We start from the raw sequence: 21,219 nt of genomic DNA, 5'->3' as shown, positions 1-21,219 counted from the left end.
GTCCTAACGCGTAAAGCTCTGCGCGTTGCCCGCATCGACATTGATGATATTACCAGTCGATTTGGCGGATGCGTCCGAGGCAAGAAAATATATTGCTTCGGCGATGTCTTCCGGCAGCACATTGAGCTTCAGCAGTGAACGCTTGCGATAGTGTTCCTCAAGCTCGTCAACCTGCAGATTGGAGGAGGCGGCGCGCTGCTCACGCCACTCGCCGTTCCAGATTTTCGAGCCCCGCAGTACCGCATCGGGATTGACCGTATTGACGCGAATGCCCCCTTCAGCGCCCTCCAGTGCCAGACAGCGGGCCAGATGGATTTCCGCAGCCTTGGCCGCGCAATAGGCGCTCGCATTTGGCGACGCGGCAAGGCCGTTCTTCGACGCGACGAAGACGACATTACCGCCAATCTTCTGCCTGCGGAACAGCCGGAACGCCTCGCGCGCGACGAGGAAATAGCCGGTTGCAAGAATATCGATATTGCGCGTCCACATCGAAAGCTCGGTCGTCTCGATTGGCGCCGAGGATGCGATGCCGGCATTGGAAACCAGAATATCGACACCGCCAAATTCCACGGAAGCTTCGGCGTAGCTGGCGATCACCCCTGCCTCATCCGTCACGTTCAACTGAACGCTGCGTACGGCATCCGCCGTATAGCGTCTGGCGAAATCGTCATGCGCCGTCTTCAATGCTTCAGCATCAATGTCGGCAAGCACCACACAGGCGCCCTCGCCCAAAAGCCGTTCCGCCGTCGCCCGGCCGATGCCGCCGGCGCCGCCGGTGACGAAAGCTACCCGGCCTGCCAATGACTTGGGTTTCGGCATGCGCTGGAGCTTGGCTTCTTCGAGCAGCCAGTACTCGATGTCGAAGGCTTCCTGTTCGGGCAGGCCCTGATACTCGGAGACCGATGAAGCGCCGCGCATGACGTTGATCGCGTTGACGTAAAACTCGCCCGCGATGCGCGCGGTCGCCTTGTCCTTGGCGAAGGACAGCATGCCAACCCCGGGGATCAGGAAAATCACTGGGTTGGGATCGCGCATAGCCGGCGAATTGTCGTGCTTGCAGTCATTGTAATAGCGGGTGTAGTCGGCGCGGTATGCTTCCAGCGCGGCCTCGAGCGATGCGGCTACCGCATCCACGTCCGGGTTCGCCGGATTGAAGTCGAGTACGAGCGGCCGAATTTTCGTGCGCAGGAAATGGTCCGGACAGCTCGTGCCCAAGGCCGCGAGCGGGCGCAGATCGTTCGAATTGACGAATTCGAGCACGGCCGGTTGATCGTCGAAATGACCAAGCTTACGCTCCGACACACCGATTTTTCCGCGAATTTCCGGCATCAATTTTGCCGCAACAGCACGCCGTTCGGAGGCATCCAGACTTTTGGTGACCTCCCCGCCAAAGGCCGCGTTCCCGGCGGTTTTCTGATCGAACCAGATGATCGCCTTGTTGATGATGTCCAGCGTCAGTTCATAGCATTCCTTGGCATCATTGGCCCACGTGAAGAGACCATGGCTTTCGAGCACGACACCTTTTGAATTTGGATGGTCAGCCACATAGGCGCCAAGATCGAGACCGAGCTGGAAACCGGGACGACGCCACGGCAACCAGCCGATCTGGTCGCCGAAGATTTCCTGCGTCAATTCGCGGGAGTTTTTCGACGCGGCAATGGCGATGATCGCATCGGGATGCATGTGATCGACATGTCTGAACGGCACAAATCCGTGCAGCGGCGTATCGATGGAGGCAGCGCGGCTATTGAGGTTGAAGGTGCAGTGCGGCAGGAAGCCGACCATGCGATCCTCGTCCTCGACGCCCTTGTAGATGGACTTCAGCGATTCCAGCTTTTCCATATAAAGCGTGGCAAAACCATCGAGCTTGATCGTGCCGACATCGCCGCCCGACCCCTTGACCCACAGCACCTCGACCGGCTTGCCGGTCAAAGGGTCGGTTTCGATTACTTTCGCGGAAGTATTGCCACCACCATAATTGGTGATGCGCTTGTCGGCACCCAGCAGATTGGAGCGGTAAAGCAGCTTGCCCGGTTCATCCAGACCAGAGGCCTTTTGATCGTCCCAACGATTATCCAGAAGTTGGACCTTGTCTGCCATATTCGCCTCCCGAAAAGTCAATTGCCAGCTCAGGACAGATCGTCCGGCCGTTGCTATTTGCACCTAGCTATGGAGCAGATCGCATTTTGTTGTCAATCACAAACGGTCAATTTCAATCATAAACTTACGATTGTGCAGTGCAATATGAAACTATTTGACTGAAGTTGATTGACACTAGCGCCGTTTTTGCGCCATAGATTATGACAAGAGGAGGACAAGCATGCATGAGCGTGAGCGCCACCGCATCATTCTGAGCGCTGTTCAGGAAAAGCCGGTCATCACCATTCAGGACATTGCCGAACTGACGGAAGCGTCGGAAGCAACGATTCGTCGTGACATTGCCTCGCTCCATGTCAAAGGCAAGCTGCGCCGGGTGCGTGGGGGTGCCGAAGCCGTACATCCACCGCAACTGACGCCCCTTGCCGGCCGGCATTTTCATGTTTCGGAATCGGAAAACGCCGATAAAAAGCGCGCCATCGCCCGCGAGGCCGTTGCGCTGTGCGAAGAAGGCGATGCTATCATCATCAATGGCGGCACGACAACATTCCAGATGGTTCATTTCCTCGTGTCGCGGCGGTTGCAGGTGATGACCAATTCGTTCGCCATTGCCGAGCATCTGGTGAAGAATTCCAAGAGTTCGGTCACTGTGCCTGGCGGGGCGATCTACCGCGAGCAAAGCATCATTCTTTCGCCCTTCGACAATGATGTGACGCGCAATTTCTATGGAAAGCGCATGTTCATGGGCTCGCAGGGCGTTGGCCCGTTCGGAGTCATGGAATCCGACGCGCTCATTATCCAAGGCGAGCAGAAACTGATCAATCAGGCCGATGAGCTTGTCCTGCTCGTTGATCTCGACCAAGTTCGCTCGCCGCTCGAGCCTCATCCTCTGTCCGTTGCAGCGCGTTGCCACCATTATCACCGATGATGGCATTTCGGATGCGGACCGGAAAATGGTGGAGAATGCGGGCGTCAGGCTGATCATCGCAAACGTCAATCAATCAAGGAATTCCGTTTCCGTCGCGTGATGGAAGCGGTGTCGACCAACAATATGGTTCAATCTCTGGGAGGACAGACAATGAAACTTTTGAAGAAACTCGCGCTGGGATCGGCATTCGCCTTTGCCATGCTCGCATCGCAGGCGCACGCTGCCGATACGGTCAAGATCGGCCTCGTCGTCAAATCGCTTGGCAACGGCTTTTTCGAAGCGGCCAACAAGGGCGCGCAGGAAGCGGCGAAAGAGCTTGGCGACGTCGAGGTCATCTATACCGGCCCGACATCGACGACGGCGGAAGGCCAGATCGAGGTGATCAACGCTCTGATCGCGCAGAACGTCAATGCAATCGCGATTTCCGCTAATGACCCCGACGCTGTCATTCCGGCGCTGAAGAAGGCCATGGCGCGCGGGATCAAAGTCATTTCGTGGGATTCCGCCGTCGCCAAGGATGGCCGCATCATGCACCTCAATCCATCATCGAACGAATTGATCGGCAAGATGTGCCTGCAGCTCGCCGCCGACCATCTGAAGGACGGCAAGGGTGATTTCGCCATTCTTTCCGCTACGACTACCTCGACCAACCAGAATACCTGGATCGAGGAGATGAAGAAGCAACTGCCGAATTTCCCGGGCCTCAATCTCGTGACGACCGTCTATGGTGACGACCTTTCCGACAAGAGCTACCGTGAAGCACAGGGCCTGCTGACCTCGCAGCCGAATGTGAAGGTCATCGTCGCACCGACGACGGTCGGCGTCCTTGCCGCGTCGCAGGCCGTGGCCGATGCCAAGAAGATCGGCGACGTCTATGTAACGGGTCTTGGCCTTCCTTCTGAAATGGCCGGCGCGATCAAGTCCGGTGCGACCAAGGAATTCGCTATCTGGAACCCGATCGACCTTGGCTATTCGGCAACCCAGATCGCCTATCGCCTCGTCAAGGGTGAGACGGACGGTGCTCCCGGCAGCGAAATTGCAGCCGGACGCATGGGCAAGATCAAGGTCGGCGACAATGGCGAAGCAGCCATGGCTGATCCATTCGTTTACGACGCCAAGAATATCGATCAGTTCTCCAAGATATTCTGATCCGCACGTATCGTAGTCGGCCCGGCAGATTTTCTGCCGGGCATTTTTTCCCTTCCGGTATATTTGATGAACAAGATTACCCTGCCCGAACCAGTGTCCGAAACGCCTCTCTTGGAGATGCGTGGCATCTCCAAGTCGTTTCCTGGCGTGAAGGCGTTGAACGATGTCAACATCGCGTTGTTCCCGGGCCGGGTGACGGCGCTGATTGGCGAAAATGGTGCGGGAAAGTCGACGCTCGTCAAGATACTCACCGGCATTTACGAATCCGACGAGGGCGAAATTCACGTCGATGGCAAGCCGGTAGCCTTTGCAAATGCGCAGGACGCAATCGATTTCGGTGTCACCGCAATCCATCAGGAGACTGTGCTTTTCGACGAATTGTCAGTCGCCGAGAATATCTTTCTCGGCCATGCGCCGAGAACCAGGCTCGGCTTGGTCGACTGGAAAGCCGTCAATGCGCGCTCGCTGGCCCTGCTCCATTCCCTCGAGAGCAATATCGATCCGCGTGTGCGTCTGAAGGATCTCTCTATTGCCCAGCGCCATCTCGTGGCCATTGCCCGCGCGCTCTCCGTCGATGCGCGCATTGTCATCATGGATGAGCCCACCGCCGCGCTCTCACGCAAGGAGGTCGACGATTTGTTCCAGATCGTCAAGCGCCTGAAAGCCCAGGGCAAGGCCATCCTGTTCATCAGCCACAAATTCGATGAAGTCTATGAGATCGCCGATCATTATGCGGTCTTTCGCGATGGCAAGGCGGTTGGCAGCGGCGCGCTTGCCGGTGTCGGACAGGACGAGATCGTCAAGCTCATGGTTGGCCGTTCGATCGAGCATGCCTTCCCGAAAGTCGACATTCCGCTCGGCGAGACGGTGCTTTCGGTCGAGAACTACACGCATCCGACCGAGTTTCGCGACATCAACTTCGCCCTCAGGAAGGGCGAGATTTTCGGGATCTACGGTCTTGTCGGCGCAGGCCGCTCGGAGATATGCCAGTCGCTCTTTGGCGTCACAAAACCCTCCGGTGGTACTCTCAAGCTGGGCGGCAAGGAGATCGTCATCAGTTCCCCGAGCGACGCCATCAAGGCGGGTATCGTCTACGTGCCGGAAGAACGTGGCCGCCACGGCGCGGTATTGCAGCTCCCGATCTACCAGAACATTTCGCTGCCCTCACTGACACGAACTTCTCGTTCAGGCTTCTTGCGCGCGGCGGAGGAGTTTGCCCTTGCACGGAAATATGCCGAACGTTTCGACCTGCGAGCTGCCGCTCTTTCCGTCCCGGTTGGTACCTTGTCCGGGGGTAATCAGCAAAAGGTCGTCATCGGCAAATGGCTGGCGACGCAGCCGAAGATTCTCATCCTCGATGAACCGACCAAGGGTATCGACATCGGGTCAAAGGCTGCGGTCCACGCCTTCATCAGTGAACTCGCCGGCGAAGGCCTCAGCATCATCATGGTCTCGTCGGAATTGCCGGAAATCCTCGGCATGTCGGATCGCGTGCTGGTGATGCGTGAAGGCTTGTCGGCCGGTATCTTCGAGCGTTCGCACCTCAATGCTGAAACTCTGGTCCGCGCCGCGACAGGCAATGCGTAAAGGTTGTAAATGATCAGGCAATTGTTCAAATTTCGCGAAATGCTGCTGGTGATCATCATCGCCATTCTGCTTGCCGTGTTTTCCGCCCGTTCGCCGGGCTTTGCCACGCCGGGCAACCTTGCGAATATCTTCAACGACACGTCGATCCTGATCATTCTTGCACTTGGCCAGATGACGGTGATCCTGACGAAATCCATCGATCTTTCCGTCGCAGCCAATGTGGCCTTTACCGGCATGGCGGTTGGTATGTTGAATGCCGCCCACCCGGAACTGCCCCTCGTGCTGATCCTCATTGTCGCTCTCGGCATCGGTGCCGTTCTCGGCGCAATCAACGGAATGTTCGTGTGGAAGCTCAACATTCCTTCCATTGTCGTCACGCTTGGAACACTCACCATATATCGTGGCATGGCGTTCGTTCTGTCCGGCGGAGCCTGGGTGAATGCGCACCAGATGACAGCGCCCTTCCTGCAGACGCCGCGCCAGCTCTTCCTTGGCCTGCCCATCCTTGGCTGGACGGCCATCGTGATCGTAGCCGTCATGTATCTCGTCATGTCGCGCACGTTTCTTGGCCGGGCGATCTATGCCTCCGGCGGCAACCCGACAGCGGCGGTCTATGCCGGTATCGATGTCGGACGTACCCGCTTTTTCGCGTTCGTCATCTCCGGAACCCTCGCGGGTCTGTGCGGCTATCTCTGGGTGTCGCGCTACGCGGTTGCCTATGTTGATATCGCAGCAGGCTTCGAGCTCGATACCGTCGCCGCCTGCGTCATTGGCGGTATCTCGACGCTTGGCGGCATTGGTTCGGTTGCCGGCGCCGTCCTCGGTGCGCTGTTTCTTGGCGCCATCAAGAACGCGTTGCCGGTCATCAACATTTCGCCCTTTGCACAAATGGCGATTTCCGGCTCAGTCATCATTGCTGCGGTGATCTTCAATGCCCGTCAGGAACGGCGGCGTGGCCGTATCATCCTGCGTGATCGCGGCGCATCGGAACAGATCGAGGTGGCAGCATGAGCGCGATACCGGAAAAGCGGTTTATCCCGGACCGGCTTGGCACATCGGCAACCCGTCTGTTTGGGAGTTGGGAAGCACTTCTTTTTGCTGTTGCCGTGCTGATCTTCATCGCCAATTCCCTCGCCTCGCCCTATTTCCTGAATGCGTGGAATCTTTCCGATGCCACGTTCAATTTTACTGAAAAGGCCATGGTAGCGTTTGCCATGGCGCTGCTGATCATCTCCGGGGAGATCGATCTCTCGGTCGCTGCGATCATAGCGCTGGCTTCCACCGCCATGGGCGCCGCAGCGCAGATGGGCATCGGTACGCCTGGCCTCGTTGCCATCGGGATCGGCGTTGGTGTCGGTTGCGGCGTGGTAAACGGCATCCTCGTTGCAGGACTTCGTCTGCCTTCCATCGTCGTCACGATCGGCACGATGAGCCTGTTCCGCGGCATTGCCTATATCGTCCTTGGCGACAAGGCCTATGGCGGCTATCCGGCTTCCTTTGCCTATTTTGGCCAAGGCTATGTCTTGTGGGTGTTCTCCTTCGAGTTCGTGCTTTTCGCCGTGCTGGCGATCCTCTTTGCGGTCCTGTTGCATGCGACGAATTTCGGCCGCCGGGTCTATGCCATCGGCAATAATGAATTTGCCGCACGCTTCTCCGGTATTCGTGTCGAGCGCATCAAGTTCACGCTGTTTCTCCTGACCGGCCTGATGTCCGGCATCGCGGCCGTCTGCCTCACCTCACGCCTCGGCTCCACCCGGCCGTCGATCGCACAGGGCTGGGAGCTCGAGATCGTCACCATGGTCGTCCTTGGCGGCGTCTCGATCCTTGGCGGTGCCGGAACGATCGGCGGCGTGGTCATCGCTGCCTTCGTCATGGGGCTGGTCACCTTCGGCCTTGGCCTGCTGAACGTTCCCGGCATTGTCATGTCGATCTGCATCGGCCTGCTTTTGATCGTCACCATTACACTGCCGGTCGTCATCCGTCAGTTCCGTCACAGGAAGTCCGCATGAGCGCGATGGAAAAATATGCTTTCACGATGACGCTCAATCCCGGCATGGAGGCCGAATACAGGCGCCGTCACGACGAAATCTGGCCGGAACTCGTGGATCTCCTGCACGCGGCGGGTATTGCCGACTATTCGATCCATCTCGACCGCGCGACAAACATGCTCTTTGGCGTGTTGACCCGCCCCGTTGGTCACACCATGCAAAGCCTGCCCGATCATCCGGTGATGAAGAAATGGTGGACGCATATGGCAGACATCATGGTCACCAATCCGGACAGCTCGCCGGTCCAGACTGACCTCGTATGCCTTTTCCATCTGCCATGAGCGACGGCCGCCGCATAGCGGTCATGGATGTTGGCAAGACCAATGCCAAGGTTGTCATCGTCGACGCCGCGACAGGAACAGAAATCGCCTCGCGCAGCACGCAGAACCGCGTCGCCCGGGATGGGCCCTATCCGCATTATGATGTGGAGGCGCTGTGGGGATTTTTTGTCGATACACTGACAATCTTTGCCCAATCGCCGGGCTTCGATGCAATTTCTGTCACCGCACATGGCGCGGCAGCCGCATTGCTGGGCGGCAATGATCTGGCGATGCCGGTCATCGACTACGAGCATGTCTATCCTGACGAGGTGCGCGCGGCCTATGCTGCCTTGCGGCCGGATTTCGCCGAGACCCGCTCGCCGCTTCTCTCCGGCGGCCTCAATGTCGGTGCGCAAATCCACTACCAGAAGACGCAGTTTCCAGCTCAGTTTTCCACGGCAAAGACCATCGTCACCTATGCGCAATACTGGGTCTGGCGCCTGACTGGCATTGCCGTGAACGAAGTCACCTCGCTTGGCTGCCATACGGATCTGTGGAACCCGCAAGAGGGCGAATATTCCAGTCTTGTCGATACGCTGGAGCTTCGTCCTTTGCTGGCGCCGATACGCACTGCGTTCGACCGGATTGGTGATCTGCGTGAGCCGCTTTCCAGACAGATCGGTGTGGTCAAGACAATTCCGGTTCATTGCGGTATCCACGATTCCAACGCCTCGCTGCTGCCGCATCTGATCAGCCGTACCTCACCCTTCTCCGTCGTGTCGACCGGAACCTGGGTGGTGTCGTTTGCGGTCGGCGGAAGGCTGGATCAGCTCGACCCGGCACGGGATACACTCGCCAATGTCGAAGCCTATGGGAAGGCGGTGCCGTCGGCACGGTTCATGGGCGGACGCGAATTCGATCTCTTGACCGGCGGCAGTAACCTCGAACCCGATGCGGATACGCTCGACCAGGTTATCAGCGAGCAGTTCATGATCCTGCCGAGCATTGTCCAGGGTTCAGGCCCCTACCCCGCGCACGAACCGGTCCGGCTGAATGATGAGTGGCGATCGGCGCCCGAGCTGAACGCCGCTGCCTCGCTATATACGGCACTCATGACCAATACCTGTCTTGAGCTGATTGGTGCAGCCGGCCCGACGATTGTCGAAGGACCGTTTTCCCGCAACCGAACTTATCGGTCTGCATTGCGGTCGTTGACCGGACGCGAAGTCATCGCTTCTCCAGGCTCCACGGGTACCAGTCTTGGCGCCGCACTCCTGGCCGGCGCCAGGTGCCCGGTGAAAGCAGTCTCGGACGATGTCGCGCCGTTGAGCGGAGCCTTCGATATTTATGCACGGAACTGGCGGGATAACCTTCGGCGCAAATGAAAAAAGCGGACCTGGCCGGCCCGCCTTTTACTTGAACCACCTTATTCGTTAGCTTGCGAGCGCCAGTGCTTCCTCATCGGCGAAATCGCCGCTGAGCGCTTGCGCGAGCTTGCTGGTATCAAGCTCGCCTTCCCAGCGGGCAACAACAATTGTCGCTACCGCATTGCCGACGAGATTGGTAAGCGCCCGGCATTCAGACATGAAACGATCGATGCCGAGGATCAGCGCCATGCCCGCGACGGGAACTGCCGGAACGACGGAGAGGGTCGCAGCAAGCGTGATGAAGCCAGCGCCGGTGATGCCTGCAGCACCCTTGGAACTGAGCATGGCGACGAGCAGCAGCAATACCTGATCTGTGAGTGTCAGATGCGTATTCGTCGCCTGCGCGATGAACAGTGCAGCCAGGGTCATGTAGATGTTGGTGCCGTCGAGATTGAACGAATAGCCGGTTGGAATAACGAGGCCGACCACGGACTTCTTGCAGCCTGCCTTCTCCATCTTGGCCATCAATGTCGGCAGGGCAGCTTCGGATGAACTCGTTCCAAGTACCAGCAACAGTTCTTCCTTGATGTAGCGGATCAGCGCCAGGATGGAAAAGCCATTGTACCAGGCGACGGCGCCGAGAACGACGAGTACGAACAGCAGCGACGTCAGATAGAATGTACCGATGAGGAAGATCAGATTGGCAACCGATCCGATGCCGTATTTGCCGATAGTGAAAGCCATGGCGCCGAAGGCCCCGATCGGTGCGGCTTTCATCAGGATCGCGACGAGCTTGAAAACCGGCGCTGAAAGCACCTGCAGGAAATTCGTAACCGGTTCGGCCTTCTCGCCGACCATGGCGAGTGAAAGGCCGAACAGTACCGAGAAAAACAGGACCTGCAGGATATCGCCCGAAGCAAAGGCGCCAACGATTGTTGTCGGGATGATGTTGGTCAGGAAGCCGACGATGCTCTGCTCATGTGCCTGTTGTGTATAGGTCGCGACAGCGGCGGGATCGAGCGAGGCGGGATCGATATTCATGCCGGCGCCTGGCTGAACGACATTGGCGACGATCAGACCGACGATCAAGGCAAGCGTCGAGAACGTCAGGAAATAAAGCATCGCCTTGCCGGCAACGCGGCCGACTTTTTTCAGATCACTCATGCCGGCGATGCCGGTGGTGACCGTCAGGAAAATGACCGGGGCAATGATCATCTTCACCAGTTTGATGAAAGCATCGCCGAGCGGCTTCATGCTCGTGCCAATGTCGGGATAGTAGTGGCCGAGCAGAATGCCGATGGTGATGGCAACAATCACCTGAAAATAGAGATGGGCGTAAATCGGCGTTTTGCCGCGTGGCTGCGGTGCTGCGGTTATCGTCACAGGACTCATAACTTCCTCCATGGTGCGAGCCGCGTCTGGCGCAATAAAGCCTGCCAGCCTCCTGGGCTCTCGTTACAGGGCGGATAGACCGTCCCTCGCGAGAAGCATTGCAAGCACCGTGCCAATTTGTGATATAAGTCCAAGTAATTGAAAACAAAGAATATAAATTTTACGGCCGCATTCTTGATCACTGAAGTTGTGCGGTTATTCGCACGTACCTCTTGAGATTTGTGCGAATACCTGCACACTAATTTAATGGAAAATCGGTTGGCGATGCGCTCGGAAAGCATTCTGCAAGCGGGGATGACAAGCCTGCTCGTGAAGATTGTTTATGGTCTCCTCGCTGCACTTCTCATTGCAGGCGCACTTTTGATCGCCAACGGTTATGGCCGGAAGCGTGCTTATGAATCGCTGCACATCCGGGCGGAGAGCGCTGCCGAACTCAATGCTGTCCTGCTGCGGACGGTGCTTGAGAAACAGCGGTCGCTGCCGTTCGTCCTGTCGCAGGACCGCGATGTCATCAGCGCACTGACGACGCGCAGCGACAGCCTGTTGCAACTGGTCAACCGCAAGCTTGAAAGCCTGATCAGCGGTACCCGCTCGTCGGTGATTTATCTTCTCAACGCTGACGGCCTGGCACTGGCTTCCAGCAATTGGCGTGACCCTACGAGCTTCGTCGGTACCAATTACAGCTTTCGACCCTACTATACCCGTGCTGTCGCCGCTGGCAGCGCCGAACACTATGCGTTCGGTACCGTCAGTAAACGTCCGGGTCTTTATATTTCAAGACGCATCGACGGCCCCTCGGGCACGCTTGGCGTTATCGTCGTCAAGGTCGAGTTCGATGAACTCGAGGCTGATTGGCGCCGTAACAGCGATCCTTCCCTGGTTGTTGATCAGCGCGGTATTGTGCTGATCACAAGCCTGCCCGGATGGCGGTTCATGACCGAGGGGCCAATCGTGCCGGACCAGATGGGGCCGATCCGCGAGAGCCTGCAATTCGGTGATGCGCCCCTCGCGCCGCTCGACATCACGCCTGCCTTGCCGCAGGGCCAGCCTGATATTGTTCGTGCACGCTTGCCAGGCGCGGCGAAGGCGGAAGAATTCGTGCGCGTACAGACGCCGGTTCCCACCACGAACTGGAACCTGCAACTCCTGACCCCCGCAGCGTCCGCCGTAGCCGAGGCAACGCGGACAGCACAGTTACTGGCGCTGATCGTTCTTGCCCCCTTACTCGGGTTGACCGCTTTTTTCCTGCGCCGCCGCGGATTGGCCATGCGGCGTGCCCGCGAGCAAGAAGCGGCACGGCTTGAGCTTGAGCGGCGTGTCGCCGAGCGCACGGCGGATCTCAGCACCGCTCACTCGGAACTCGTAATGCAGGTCGAGGAGCGCCAGAAGACGGAGGCCAAGCTGCAGACGGTGCAGCAGGACCTGGTACAAGCGAACCGTCTTGCCATTCTCGGACAAGTCACGGCCGGTGTCGCCCATGAGATCAACCAGCCCGTGGCGGCCATTCGCTCCTATGCGGACAATGCCAAGACTTTTCTTGGCCGAAACCAGATCGATTCTGCCAAGGACAATCTAAAAGCGATTGCCGGACTGACGGAGCGCATTGGTGGCATCACTGATGAACTGCGCACCTTCGCGCGCAAGGGAACGGGCGACGCGGGGCCCATCAGCGTCGGCGATGTGATCGAGGGTGCGTTGCTGCTGCTAGGCACCCGGTTCCGGCAGAGAGCCGGTCAGATCATCACACAGACACCACCGCCGGATATCAAGGTGCACGGTAATCGTATGCGTCTCGAACAGGTGCTGATCAATCTCATGCAGAATGCAGTGGAGGCAACGGAAGGTGGTCCGGCCAGCAAGATCAGCGTGGAAACCCGGGTGACCGACGGCGAGGTCCAGCTGATCGTTTCCGACAACGGGCCAGGTATTCCCGAAGCAATCATGCAAGCGCTGTTCACGCCGTTCAATACGTCCAAGGATCGTGGCCTCGGACTTGGTCTCGTCATCTGCCATGACATCGTCGCGGATTATGGCGGGCGCATCGACGTCAAAAGCAGCAGCGCGGGAACAGAGTTTACCGTTCATCTTCCAAGGGTCGCCTGATTATGGATTTTCAACCCAGTGTCGCTTTCGTCGACGATGATGATGATCTGCGCAATGCCAATCGCCAGACCCTGGAGCTTGCAGGGTTTACGGTGGTGCCTTTTGCGGATGCAATGAGCGCCTTGCGCTCTTTGACACCGGATTTTGCCGGCATTGTCGTCACTGATGTGCGCATGCCGAATATCGACGGTCTGGAATTGTTTCGCCGCCTGCACGCCTTGGATGCCGATCTGCCCGTCATCCTCATCACCGGCCACGGCGACATCGACATGGCGGTCGAGGCGATACAGGAAGGCGCCTATGATTTCATTGCCAAGCCCTATCCGGCGGATCGCCTTGTCCAGAGCATCCTGCGAGCGGCTGAAAAGCGGCGGCTGGTCATGGAAAACCGCCAGCTGCGCCTCGCGCTTGAGACGTCCGACGACAACCTGCCGCTCATTGGCCAGACCCCTGTCATGCAGAACCTTCGCAAGACATTGCGCCACGTGGCCAATGCAGATGTCGACGTGCTGATTGCCGGCGAAACCGGTACCGGCAAGGAAGTGGCGGCAAGCCTCTTGCATGAATGGAGCCGTCGCAAGCAGGGCAATTTCGTCGCGCTCAATTGCGGTGCACTGCCGGAGACCGTGATCGAAAGCGAGCTGTTCGGTCATGAGGCTGGTGCGTTTACCGGAGCACAGAAAAAGCGCGTAGGCCGTATCGAGCATGCCAGTGGTGGCACGCTGTTTCTCGACGAGATCGAAAGCATGCCGCTGTCGACGCAGGTCAAATTGCTGCGCGTGCTTGAAACCCGCGAGATCACGCCGCTCGGCACCAATGAACATCGTCCCGTCGATCTGCGTGTCGTTGCAGCGGCAAAGGTAGATCTCGGCAGTCCGGAACAGCGCGCGAATTTCCGCGAAGATCTTTTTTATCGCTTGAACGTCGTCACGATTTCGATCCCGCCCCTGCGCGAGCGCCGGGAGGATATTCCGCTCCTGTTCACGCATTTCCTGCACCGAGCGGCGGCACGCTTCAAGAGCGAGCCGCCGGAGATGACCGGGGCGTTGCGATCGCGCCTGATAGAACTTGACTGGCCGGGCAATGTTCGCGAGCTTTCGCATTTTGCCGAACGAGTTGCACTCGGACTGGACGAGCTGGAAGGCGAGCGGCTCAGTCAGACGACCAACATTATAAACCTGCCCGAGGCGATGGAGCAGCACGAGGCAAATCTGATCCGTGATGCGCTGAGCGCAAACCATGGCGATGTGCGTTCGACTATCGAAACCCTCGGGATCCCGCGCAAGACCTTTTACGACAAGTTGCAGCGGCATGGGATCGATCGTGCCGTCTATGCGAAACAGAAGCTAGGGGACTAGCCGAAGTACGCCAGCTTTGCGGTGCACTCTGCCACCGATAATCGCTCCACCAGCGGGCATTCGAGCTTGGTGATCGGATAGCGCGTGCCCGATGGCTGAGCAAAGCTGTCCAGTTGCTCGATTGCCCAGCGTCCCATTGCCCGGTGCGGCAGGACCGAGGTCGTCAATTGCGGATGGAGATGGCGCGAGATTTCTTCGTCGTCATAGCCGATGACGGAGATATCTTCGGGGATACGCATCCCCGCCTCCTTCAGCGCTTCGTAACAACCAATCGCGGTACGGTCATTCTGACAGAAAATGGCAGTGGGGCGGTCATCCAGCGTCAGCAGTTCTTTCGTTGCCGCATAGCCCGCGCTCGCCGACCAGTCGCCCTCGATGACCAGCTCCGGATCGAAAGGGATATCGGCTGTCGCCAAAGCGCGCCGATAGCCCTTGAGCCGGTCCTTCGCTGCCTCCATCCATGGTTCGCCGGTAATAGTGCCGATGCGCCGATGACCATGCTGGATCAGATGACGCGTCGAATGCTGACCACCCGCGATCTCGCTTGGCACGACGGCAGGAAAAGCATGGTCTGCCGTGTAGCAGTTGATGAGAATGACTGGAATGTCGAGTTCGTAAATCGCTGCCGGCAAGACCACCTCGCGTGTGAAGATGGCCATATAGATCAGTGCCGAAATCCCCTGCTCGCGCAGTGCGCGGATCGTACGGGGCTCCATCTCCGGATCGTTGAGCGTCTGGGCGACAAGAATGATATTGCCCGCGTTCCACGACGCCTGGCGCGCACCTTCGATAGCCACCACCGCTTCCGGACTGGTCGCAAGCTGATCGACGACAAAGCCGATCTTGCCGTCGATCGCCGGCGTCAGGATATTCGCAGTGTCGAGATGGGCGAAGCTCGGTGCGGCATAGCCGAGCGCACGCGCCGCCTCAATCACCCGTTCGCGCGTTTCGGCGGCAAGCTTTATGCCCGGCGTCTTGTTGAGCACGAAGGAGACTGTGGCCTGCGAGCACCCCGCAACCCGGGCGATATCGGTCATCGTCACACGCTTGCTGACGCGCTTGCGCCGCGCTGCCAAGGGCTTCTTAGCTTTCCCAGTGGTCGAATTATCCACCGTATCACCCACCCGGAACGATTCTTCCGGCAGCCCGAAGACTGGCCGGAATCGATGAAGTTGCGGAGAATATTACGAACAGTTTGCGCGACTAATCAACATAAATAATTATTGACTAATTTTTATAAGCAGCGATGATCTCCGCAGTGGGATCGCCACGAGTAATTTCTGGGAGGAAATTTTCAATGAATATCACCCGTCGGACTCTGCTGTTTACTTCAGCCGTTGGGCTGGCCGCCTCCATGGTCGCTGGCAGTGCATTGGCTGATGCGCCGCCGCTCAAGAAGAAAGACACTTACAAGGTCGGCTTTGCCCAGACCGAAAGCAACAATCCATGGCGCCTGGCCCAGACTGCAAGCATGCAGGAAGAAGCCAAGAAGCGCGGATGGCAGCTCGTCTATACGGATGCCGCCAGCTCCGCCGCCAAGCAGGTCGCCGACGTGAATTCGATGATCGCCCAGGGGGTAGACCTGATTTTCCTCGCACCACGTGAGGAAAAGCCACTGATTCCTGCAATCAAGGCGGCCAAGAACGCCGGTATTCCGGTGATCCTGCTTGATCGCAACGTTGACGCTTCGCTGGCCAAGCCTGGCGAGGATTATGTAACATTCATTGGCTCTAATTTCATCGAGGAAGGCCAGCGCGTTGCCGATTGGCTGGTCAAGAACGCCAATGGCAAGACAACGATCATCGAGCTTGAGGGAACGACCGGTTCCTCTCCGGCCAACGATCGCAAGAAGGGCTTCGACGAGGTCATCGCCAAGAATCCGGACTTCAAGATTGTCGCCTCGCAGACCGGCGATTTCGCCCGCGACAAGGGACGCCAGGTTGCCGAAACGCTGTTGCAGGCGCACCCCGACGCCAACGTCGTCTATGCTCACAATGACGAGATGGCGATGGGTGCAATTTCCGCAATCGAGGCTGCTGGCAAGGTGCCGGGCAAGGATATTCTCGTCCTGTCGATCGACGGTGGCAAGGAAGCCGTACAGGCGGTGGTCGATGGCAAGATTGCAGCTGTTGTCGAATGCAACCCACGTTTTGGACCCAAGGCATTCGACACGGCTGTCGCCTACGCGGCTGGCGAGAAGATTCCGGACAAGATCATCAATCCCGATCAGTTCTATGATGCCAGCAATGCGAAGGACCTGCTGAGCACCGCCTATTGATTTTGTGGCTCTGCCAGCGCTCTTATAGGGCGCTGGCTTTTTTTTCGGCATTTGCTATGCCGGAGCCCTTCGATGCGTTCAGAATTGGCTTTGCAATGAACACCGATAGTCTTTTATCGATGACCGGAATTGACAAGCGCTTTGCCGGTATCCCCGCTCTGTCCGGCGCTTCCTTTGCTGTCGGGCGCGGCGAAGTTCATGCGCTGATCGGCCAGAACGGTGCGGGCAAATCGACCCTGATCAAGGTACTGACGGGCTATTACAAGCGCGATGCCGGTGAAGTCGTGTTCGATGGCAAGCCATTCGAAGTCTCCTCGCCGCAACAGGCGCAGGCGAGCGGCATCAGCACCATCTATCAGGAAATCAACCTCGTCCCCTATCGCTCCATCACCGAGAATATATGTCTTGGCCGCGAAGCCCGCCGCTACGGCCTGCTCGACTGGAAGCGCATGCACCAGGAGGCTGAAGCGCTGCTGCGGCGCTTTAAAGTGCGCGCCGATGTGCGTCGCCCTTTGATGGAGTTCAATACCGCCACGCAGCAGATGGTGGCGATTGCGCGTGCCATAGGTTTTTCGGCAAAGCTCGTTATCATGGACGAACCCACCTCCTCGCTCGATGAGCGTGAAGTCGCTGTGTTGTTCAATGTCATCCGGCAACTGAAGCAGGAAGGCGTTTCGGTCGTTTTCGTCAGCCACAAGCTGGATGAACTTTATGAGGTTTGCGACCGCGTCACGATCATGCGCGATGGCCGGACCGTAAAGACCGCGGCCATGAACGAGATCGACAAGATCGGTCTTGTGTCATCCATGCTGGGGCGCGCCATTGATCGCGCCGAGGGCCACGCCACGGCATTCAGTGATCGCGACGAAAAGAAGATCGGTGAAGTGCTGCTGTCGGCCGAAAGTCTCGCGATCGGCCAGATCGTTCAGGACGTATCGTTTGACGTGCGCAGCGGCGAAATTGCCGGCTTTGCCGGGCTTCTCGGTGCGGGACGTACTGAGACGGCCCGGCTTGTTTTCGGCATAGACCGGCCGCGTGCGGGTACAATGACATTCAATGGGCACAACTTCGATCCGCACAAGCCCTCCGATGCCATCGCTGCTGGCATGGGATTTTGTACCGAAGATCGAAAGAGCGAAGGCATAGTCCCCGACATGAGTGTTGCGGAAAACATGATGCTGGCGTTGATGCCGAAACTCAGCAAATCCGGTGTCATCGATGAGAAGGCGCAGCGCGACATCGTCGAGCGTTTCGTCAGGCAACTCGGCATCAAATGCTCCGGACCGGACCAGAAGGTGCGCGAGCTTTCCGGTGGCAATCAGCAGAAGGTCCTCCTCGGCCGCTGGCTGGCCATGAACCCGCGTCTTCTCATTCTCGACGAGCCGACGCGCGGCATCGATATCGGAGCCAAGGGGGAGATTCAGGCGCTTATCAAGTCGCTGGCCGATCAGGGGCTCGCGGTACTGATGATCTCTTCAGAACTCGAAGAGGTGATCGAGGGCGCCGATCGTGTGTTCGTCTTGCGCGAAGGCATCAGCGTTGCCGAATTCGATCGCGATGACGCAACCGAAGACGCGGTCATGTCCGCCATGGCCCACGGCAGCGCGCCGACTATCGCGGAGGCCGCGCCATGACCGACACCGCGCGGCACCAGCGCATATCGCGACCGTTCGACCCATTCGATTTCATGGCGCGCTATGGCACCTTGATTGCACTGGCCCTGCTCATCCTGTTCAATTTTGCTTTCACCCGCAACTTCGCCACGATGCAGACGCTCAACGTCAATCTCACGCAGGTTTGCACCATCGTCATCGTTGCCGTTGGCATGACGCTCGTCATCGCGACCGGCGGCATCGATCTTTCCGTTGGATCACTCATGGCGATCTCCGGCGCGCTTGCGCCGATGATTTTCCTTGGCAAGATTGTTCCGATCGACAATGTTGCTCTTGCCGTCGCTGCGGCCATGATCATCGCGGTCGGTGTTGCCGGCCTGTTTGGCCTGTTCAATGGCTGGCTCATCGCCAGGTTTCGCATCCAGCCGATCGTGGCGACGCTGGTTCTGTTCATTGCCGGACGCGGCATTGCCCAGGTACTGACCAATGGCAATCTCCAGACGTTCCGCATTCCGCAATTCCAGTGGATCGGTCTCGGCCGCCTCTTCGGCATTCCGGTGCAAGTCGTGCTTATGGTGCTCCTGGTGATCGCCGCCGCATGGATGCTGAAACGTACGGTTTTCGGCCGTCAGATCATCGCCATTGGCGGCAACGAACGCGCGGCAGAGCTTTCCGGTATAGCAGTCGCCAAAGTGAAGCTTATCGTTTATGCGATCAGCGGTTTTTGTGCCGGGATCGCCGGTCTCGTCGTGATCGCCATCAATTCTTCCAGCGACGCCAATCTTGTCGGAATGGGCATGGAGCTCGATGCTATCGCGGCGGTTGCTGTTGGCGGCACCCTGTTGAGCGGCGGCAAGGCAACCATTATCGGCACCTTGCTCGGCGCCATGACAATCCAGCTCGTCCGCTATACGCTCCTTGCCAATGGTGTTCCTGATGCTGCGGCCCTTGTGGTCAAGGCGGGCATCATCGTGCTCGCCGTATGGATACAGCAACACGGCAGGCGCGCATGACCAGGCAAAGACTCATATCCATGCTTGGCAGCTACGGCGTCGTTCTGGCGCTGCTGCTGCTCGTCCTCTTCGGATGGGCGCGCTACGATTATTTTCTCGGCTTTTTCAACATCACCAGCGTTCTGCGTTACAATTCGATGTTCGCACTCGTGGCTCTTGGTATGTGCTTCGTCATCATGACCGGCGGTATTGATCTGTCTGTCGGCTCGACCGCTGCACTCGGCAGCGTAGTCGCGGCGCTTGCCAGTCCGCAAGGCGCTTTGACTGGCCTTGGAGCCGGGGTCGGCGCCGGGCTCTGCGTCGGCCTGATCAATGCAATTCTCGTCACACGATTGAAAATCATGCCATTCGTCGCGACCCTTGCAATGATGCTGGCGGCAAGCGGTACCGCGCTTCTCCTCGCCGACAACCAGTCCGTGTCGGTATCCTATGAAAGCGGGTTCACGTCGATCGGCCAGGACAATTTCCTCGGCTTTCCCATCCCCGCCTGGATTGCGATCGTGGCCTATGTGGTCGGCTGGATTGTTCTGAATTTCACCAGTACCGGTCGCGGGGTGCTCGCCGTCGGCGGCAACGAAGATGCAACGCGACTGATGGGCCTCCCCGCCGACCGCATCAAGTTTCTCGTCTATCTTGCAAGTGGCGGCCTTGCCGGGCTCGCCGGTGTCATCCTCGCTTCGCAGTTTGGAGCGGGGCAGCCGATCGAGGGTGTCGGCTGGGAACTCTTCGCCATAGCCGCAGTCGTCGTCGGCGGAACCCTGCTGACCGGCGGGGTCGGTTCTGTCGGGGCCACGCTTGCGGGCGTGCTGCTGCTTGGCATCCTCTTCAATGTTTTGAACTTCGAAAACGGCAAGGGCTGGATATCGCTCTCCGCCTACTGGCAATCGGTCATACGTGGCCTGTTCCTGCTGGTCGTCGTGATCTTGCAGGCGAAACTTTCCTCGCGCGGCAGCGTCGCTGTCAGGGAATATTGATGCGTGACGATGCGCAACCAGAACTGTTCGGCACGTTTCAAGGCGAGCCGGTATTCCAGGTGACGATACGCTCGCCTGCCGGGGCCGTTGCCAGAATTTTGAACTGGGGTGCCGTCATCAGGGACCTGCAGATCCCCTTGAGCGATGGAATCCTGCAGCGCGTGGTTCTGGGTTTCGATGGTTTTGACGACTACCCGGCCCTTTCACCGTATTTCGGTGCACTTGTCGGGCGTTACGCCAACCGTATAGCCGGGGGGCGTTTCCTGCTCGATGGAACGATTGTTCAGCTCGACCTCAATGAACATGGCATCCAGACATTGCATGGAGGCAGCGGCGGGGTTTCGCAGCGCCTGTGGACCATTGCTGGCTGGAGCCAGTCTTCGGTCACCCTTTCAATCAATCTGACCGATGGCGATCAGGGCTTTCCCGGCAACATGGATGTGCGCTGCACCTATAGCCTCGATGACCTCACGCTCTGCGTCGAAGTTGAAGCGGTCACCGATGCACCAACCGTTGCCAATTTTGCCCAGCATTCCTATTTCAATCTCGATGGCTCCAGCGATATTCGCGACCATCGGCTGCGGATCCTCGCCGATGCCTATACGCCCGTTGACGAGAGCCTTATTCCCACCGGCGAAATCACCGGAATTGATGAAACGGCCTATGATTTTCGCCTGCCGCGCCGCATCGGCACGAGCGGATCAACCCTCTACGATCATAATTTTGTCCTCAGTGAGCCAATAAGCGATGGTATGCGTTTTGCAGCTTCGCTTGTGGCGGGGAATGGCCTTGTCATGCAGGTCCACACGAGCGAGCCGGGTCTACAATTCTATGATGGAGCGAAGATACCTAGCGTCATCGGTCTTGGCGGCACACATTACGGCCCGCATGCCGGCCTCTGCCTGGAAGCACAGCATTTCCCCGACAGTCCGAACCAGCCGCAGTTTCCTGGCACCGTCCTTCGCCCGGGCGAGATCTATCGCCAGCGCACGGAATTCCGTTTCCATAACGTTTAGAGCGGAGAACATTCGCTCTAACTTGCCAATCGCAAA

16 protein-coding genes and 1 pseudogene are annotated in these 21,219 nt (G+C 58.2%); 14 read left to right on the top strand and 3 right to left on the bottom strand.

What is annotated here, in order from left to right; translation table 11 throughout:
* Positions 1-3 precede the first annotated feature (3 nt).
* The gene (locus tag N8E88_RS07865) at positions 4-2,100 is read right to left on the bottom strand and encodes a bifunctional rhamnulose-1-phosphate aldolase/short-chain dehydrogenase (protein ID WP_262292029.1); all 2,097 of its coding nucleotides are present in this window, start codon (positions 2,098-2,100) and stop codon (positions 4-6) included.
* A 220-nt stretch (positions 2,101-2,320) separates the two neighbouring features.
* Between N8E88_RS07865 and N8E88_RS07860 the strand changes: the two are divergent.
* The 7 genes and pseudogenes from N8E88_RS07860 to N8E88_RS07830 all read left to right on the top strand — a co-directional run bounded on the left by N8E88_RS07860 (position 2,321) and on the right by N8E88_RS07830 (position 9,454).
* A pseudogene (locus tag N8E88_RS07860) lies at positions 2,321-3,125 on the top strand (DeoR/GlpR family DNA-binding transcription regulator).
* Between the two features lie 50 nt (positions 3,126-3,175).
* Positions 3,176-4,174, top strand: coding sequence for a rhamnose ABC transporter substrate-binding protein (gene rhaS / locus N8E88_RS07855; RefSeq protein WP_262292028.1), 999 nt, complete (start codon positions 3,176-3,178; stop codon positions 4,172-4,174).
* A gap of 66 nt (positions 4,175-4,240) precedes the next feature.
* Positions 4,241-5,761, top strand: a complete 1,521-nt coding sequence (locus N8E88_RS07850) for a sugar ABC transporter ATP-binding protein (RefSeq protein WP_262292027.1) — start codon at positions 4,241-4,243, stop codon at positions 5,759-5,761.
* A gap of 9 nt (positions 5,762-5,770) precedes the next feature.
* Positions 5,771-6,772, top strand: a complete 1,002-nt coding sequence (locus N8E88_RS07845) for an ABC transporter permease (RefSeq protein ID WP_410010571.1) — start codon at positions 5,771-5,773, stop codon at positions 6,770-6,772.
* Positions 6,769-7,770, top strand: a complete 1,002-nt coding sequence (locus tag N8E88_RS07840) for an ABC transporter permease (protein ID WP_262292026.1) — start codon at positions 6,769-6,771, stop codon at positions 7,768-7,770. The genes N8E88_RS07845 and N8E88_RS07840 overlap by 4 nt, the downstream gene beginning before the upstream one ends.
* Positions 7,771-7,775: 5 nt before the next feature.
* Positions 7,776-8,090, top strand: a complete 315-nt coding sequence (gene rhaM / locus N8E88_RS07835; protein WP_410010585.1) for an L-rhamnose mutarotase — start codon at positions 7,776-7,778, stop codon at positions 8,088-8,090.
* Positions 8,069-9,454 carry an FGGY-family carbohydrate kinase gene (locus N8E88_RS07830; protein WP_410010570.1) on the top strand — a complete coding sequence of 462 codons (1,386 nt, stop codon included), beginning with the start codon at positions 8,069-8,071 and terminating at the stop codon, positions 9,452-9,454. The genes rhaM and N8E88_RS07830 overlap by 22 nt, the downstream gene beginning before the upstream one ends.
* 48 nt (positions 9,455-9,502) lie before the next feature.
* On the opposite strand, the gene N8E88_RS07825 is transcribed toward N8E88_RS07830, so the two are convergent.
* Positions 9,503-10,828, bottom strand: coding sequence for a dicarboxylate/amino acid:cation symporter (locus tag N8E88_RS07825; protein WP_262292024.1), 1,326 nt, complete (start codon positions 10,826-10,828; stop codon positions 9,503-9,505).
* A gap of 294 nt (positions 10,829-11,122) precedes the next feature.
* Between N8E88_RS07825 and N8E88_RS07820 the strand changes: the two genes are divergently transcribed.
* Positions 11,123-12,931 (top strand): sensor histidine kinase, encoded by a 1,809-nt coding sequence (locus tag N8E88_RS07820; RefSeq protein ID WP_262292023.1) that lies wholly within the window; start codon positions 11,123-11,125, stop codon positions 12,929-12,931.
* Positions 12,932-12,933: 2 nt separating this feature from the next.
* Entirely contained in the window at positions 12,934-14,289 is a 1,356-nt protein-coding gene (locus tag N8E88_RS07815) for a sigma-54-dependent transcriptional regulator (RefSeq protein ID WP_262292022.1), read from the top strand.
* Here N8E88_RS07815 and N8E88_RS07810 read toward each other — a convergent pair.
* On the bottom strand, positions 14,286-15,326 hold the full coding sequence (locus tag N8E88_RS07810) for a LacI family DNA-binding transcriptional regulator (protein ID WP_262292374.1): 1,041 nt from the start codon (positions 15,324-15,326) through the stop codon (positions 14,286-14,288). The genes N8E88_RS07815 and N8E88_RS07810 overlap by 4 nt on opposite strands.
* A gap of 260 nt (positions 15,327-15,586) precedes the next feature.
* On the opposite strand from N8E88_RS07810, the gene N8E88_RS07805 reads away from it, so the two are divergent.
* From N8E88_RS07805 to N8E88_RS07785, 5 genes are all read left to right on the top strand, one after another.
* Positions 15,587-16,567, top strand: coding sequence for an ABC transporter substrate-binding protein (locus N8E88_RS07805; RefSeq protein ID WP_114432754.1), 981 nt, complete (start codon positions 15,587-15,589; stop codon positions 16,565-16,567).
* Between the two features lie 95 nt (positions 16,568-16,662).
* Complete coding sequence (locus N8E88_RS07800) at positions 16,663-18,201, top strand: sugar ABC transporter ATP-binding protein (protein ID WP_262292021.1); 1,539 nt, start codon at positions 16,663-16,665, stop codon at positions 18,199-18,201.
* Entirely contained in the window at positions 18,198-19,193 is a 996-nt protein-coding gene (locus N8E88_RS07795) for an ABC transporter permease (RefSeq protein WP_410010569.1), read from the top strand. Before N8E88_RS07800 ends, N8E88_RS07795 begins: the two co-directional genes overlap by 4 nt.
* Positions 19,190-20,167 (top strand): ABC transporter permease, encoded by a 978-nt coding sequence (locus N8E88_RS07790; protein ID WP_262292020.1) that lies wholly within the window; start codon positions 19,190-19,192, stop codon positions 20,165-20,167. The genes N8E88_RS07795 and N8E88_RS07790 overlap by 4 nt, the downstream gene beginning before the upstream one ends.
* Positions 20,167-21,183 (top strand): aldose epimerase family protein, encoded by a 1,017-nt coding sequence (locus N8E88_RS07785; RefSeq protein WP_262292019.1) that lies wholly within the window; start codon positions 20,167-20,169, stop codon positions 21,181-21,183. The genes N8E88_RS07790 and N8E88_RS07785 overlap by 1 nt, the downstream gene beginning before the upstream one ends.
* The last annotated feature ends 36 nt before the right edge of the window (positions 21,184-21,219 follow it).

This window comes from Phyllobacterium zundukense (genome assembly GCF_025452195.1).
Lineage (GTDB): Bacteria > Pseudomonadota > Alphaproteobacteria > Rhizobiales > Rhizobiaceae > Phyllobacterium > Phyllobacterium zundukense_A.
Note: the sequence above shows the minus strand (reverse complement) of the source record. Positions and strands in the feature narration are given on the sequence as shown.

What these genes read in the sequence shown, in the direction of transcription:
- N8E88_RS07865 (WP_262292029.1), bottom strand. Translation starts at nt 2,100, where the DNA reads ATGGCAGACAAGGTCCAACTTCTGGATAATCGTTGGGACGATCAAAAG.
- rhaS (WP_262292028.1), top strand. Translation starts at nt 3,176, where the DNA reads ATGAAACTTTTGAAGAAACTCGCGCTGGGATCGGCATTCGCCTTTGCC.
- N8E88_RS07850 (WP_262292027.1), top strand. Translation starts at nt 4,241, where the DNA reads ATGAACAAGATTACCCTGCCCGAACCAGTGTCCGAAACGCCTCTCTTG.
- N8E88_RS07845 (WP_410010571.1), top strand. Translation starts at nt 5,771, where the DNA reads ATGATCAGGCAATTGTTCAAATTTCGCGAAATGCTGCTGGTGATCATC.
- N8E88_RS07840 (WP_262292026.1), top strand. Translation starts at nt 6,769, where the DNA reads ATGAGCGCGATACCGGAAAAGCGGTTTATCCCGGACCGGCTTGGCACA.
- rhaM (WP_410010585.1), top strand. Translation starts at nt 7,776, where the DNA reads ATGGAAAAATATGCTTTCACGATGACGCTCAATCCCGGCATGGAGGCC.
- N8E88_RS07830 (WP_410010570.1), top strand. Translation starts at nt 8,069, where the DNA reads ATGCCTTTTCCATCTGCCATGAGCGACGGCCGCCGCATAGCGGTCATG.
- N8E88_RS07825 (WP_262292024.1), bottom strand. Translation starts at nt 10,828, where the DNA reads ATGAGTCCTGTGACGATAACCGCAGCACCGCAGCCACGCGGCAAAACG.
- N8E88_RS07820 (WP_262292023.1), top strand. Translation starts at nt 11,123, where the DNA reads ATGACAAGCCTGCTCGTGAAGATTGTTTATGGTCTCCTCGCTGCACTT.
- N8E88_RS07815 (WP_262292022.1), top strand. Translation starts at nt 12,934, where the DNA reads ATGGATTTTCAACCCAGTGTCGCTTTCGTCGACGATGATGATGATCTG.
- N8E88_RS07810 (WP_262292374.1), bottom strand. Translation starts at nt 15,326, where the DNA reads ATGACCGATATCGCCCGGGTTGCGGGGTGCTCGCAGGCCACAGTCTCC.
- N8E88_RS07805 (WP_114432754.1), top strand. Translation starts at nt 15,587, where the DNA reads ATGAATATCACCCGTCGGACTCTGCTGTTTACTTCAGCCGTTGGGCTG.
- N8E88_RS07800 (WP_262292021.1), top strand. Translation starts at nt 16,663, where the DNA reads ATGAACACCGATAGTCTTTTATCGATGACCGGAATTGACAAGCGCTTT.
- N8E88_RS07795 (WP_410010569.1), top strand. Translation starts at nt 18,198, where the DNA reads ATGACCGACACCGCGCGGCACCAGCGCATATCGCGACCGTTCGACCCA.
- N8E88_RS07790 (WP_262292020.1), top strand. Translation starts at nt 19,190, where the DNA reads ATGACCAGGCAAAGACTCATATCCATGCTTGGCAGCTACGGCGTCGTT.
- N8E88_RS07785 (WP_262292019.1), top strand. Translation starts at nt 20,167, where the DNA reads ATGCGTGACGATGCGCAACCAGAACTGTTCGGCACGTTTCAAGGCGAG.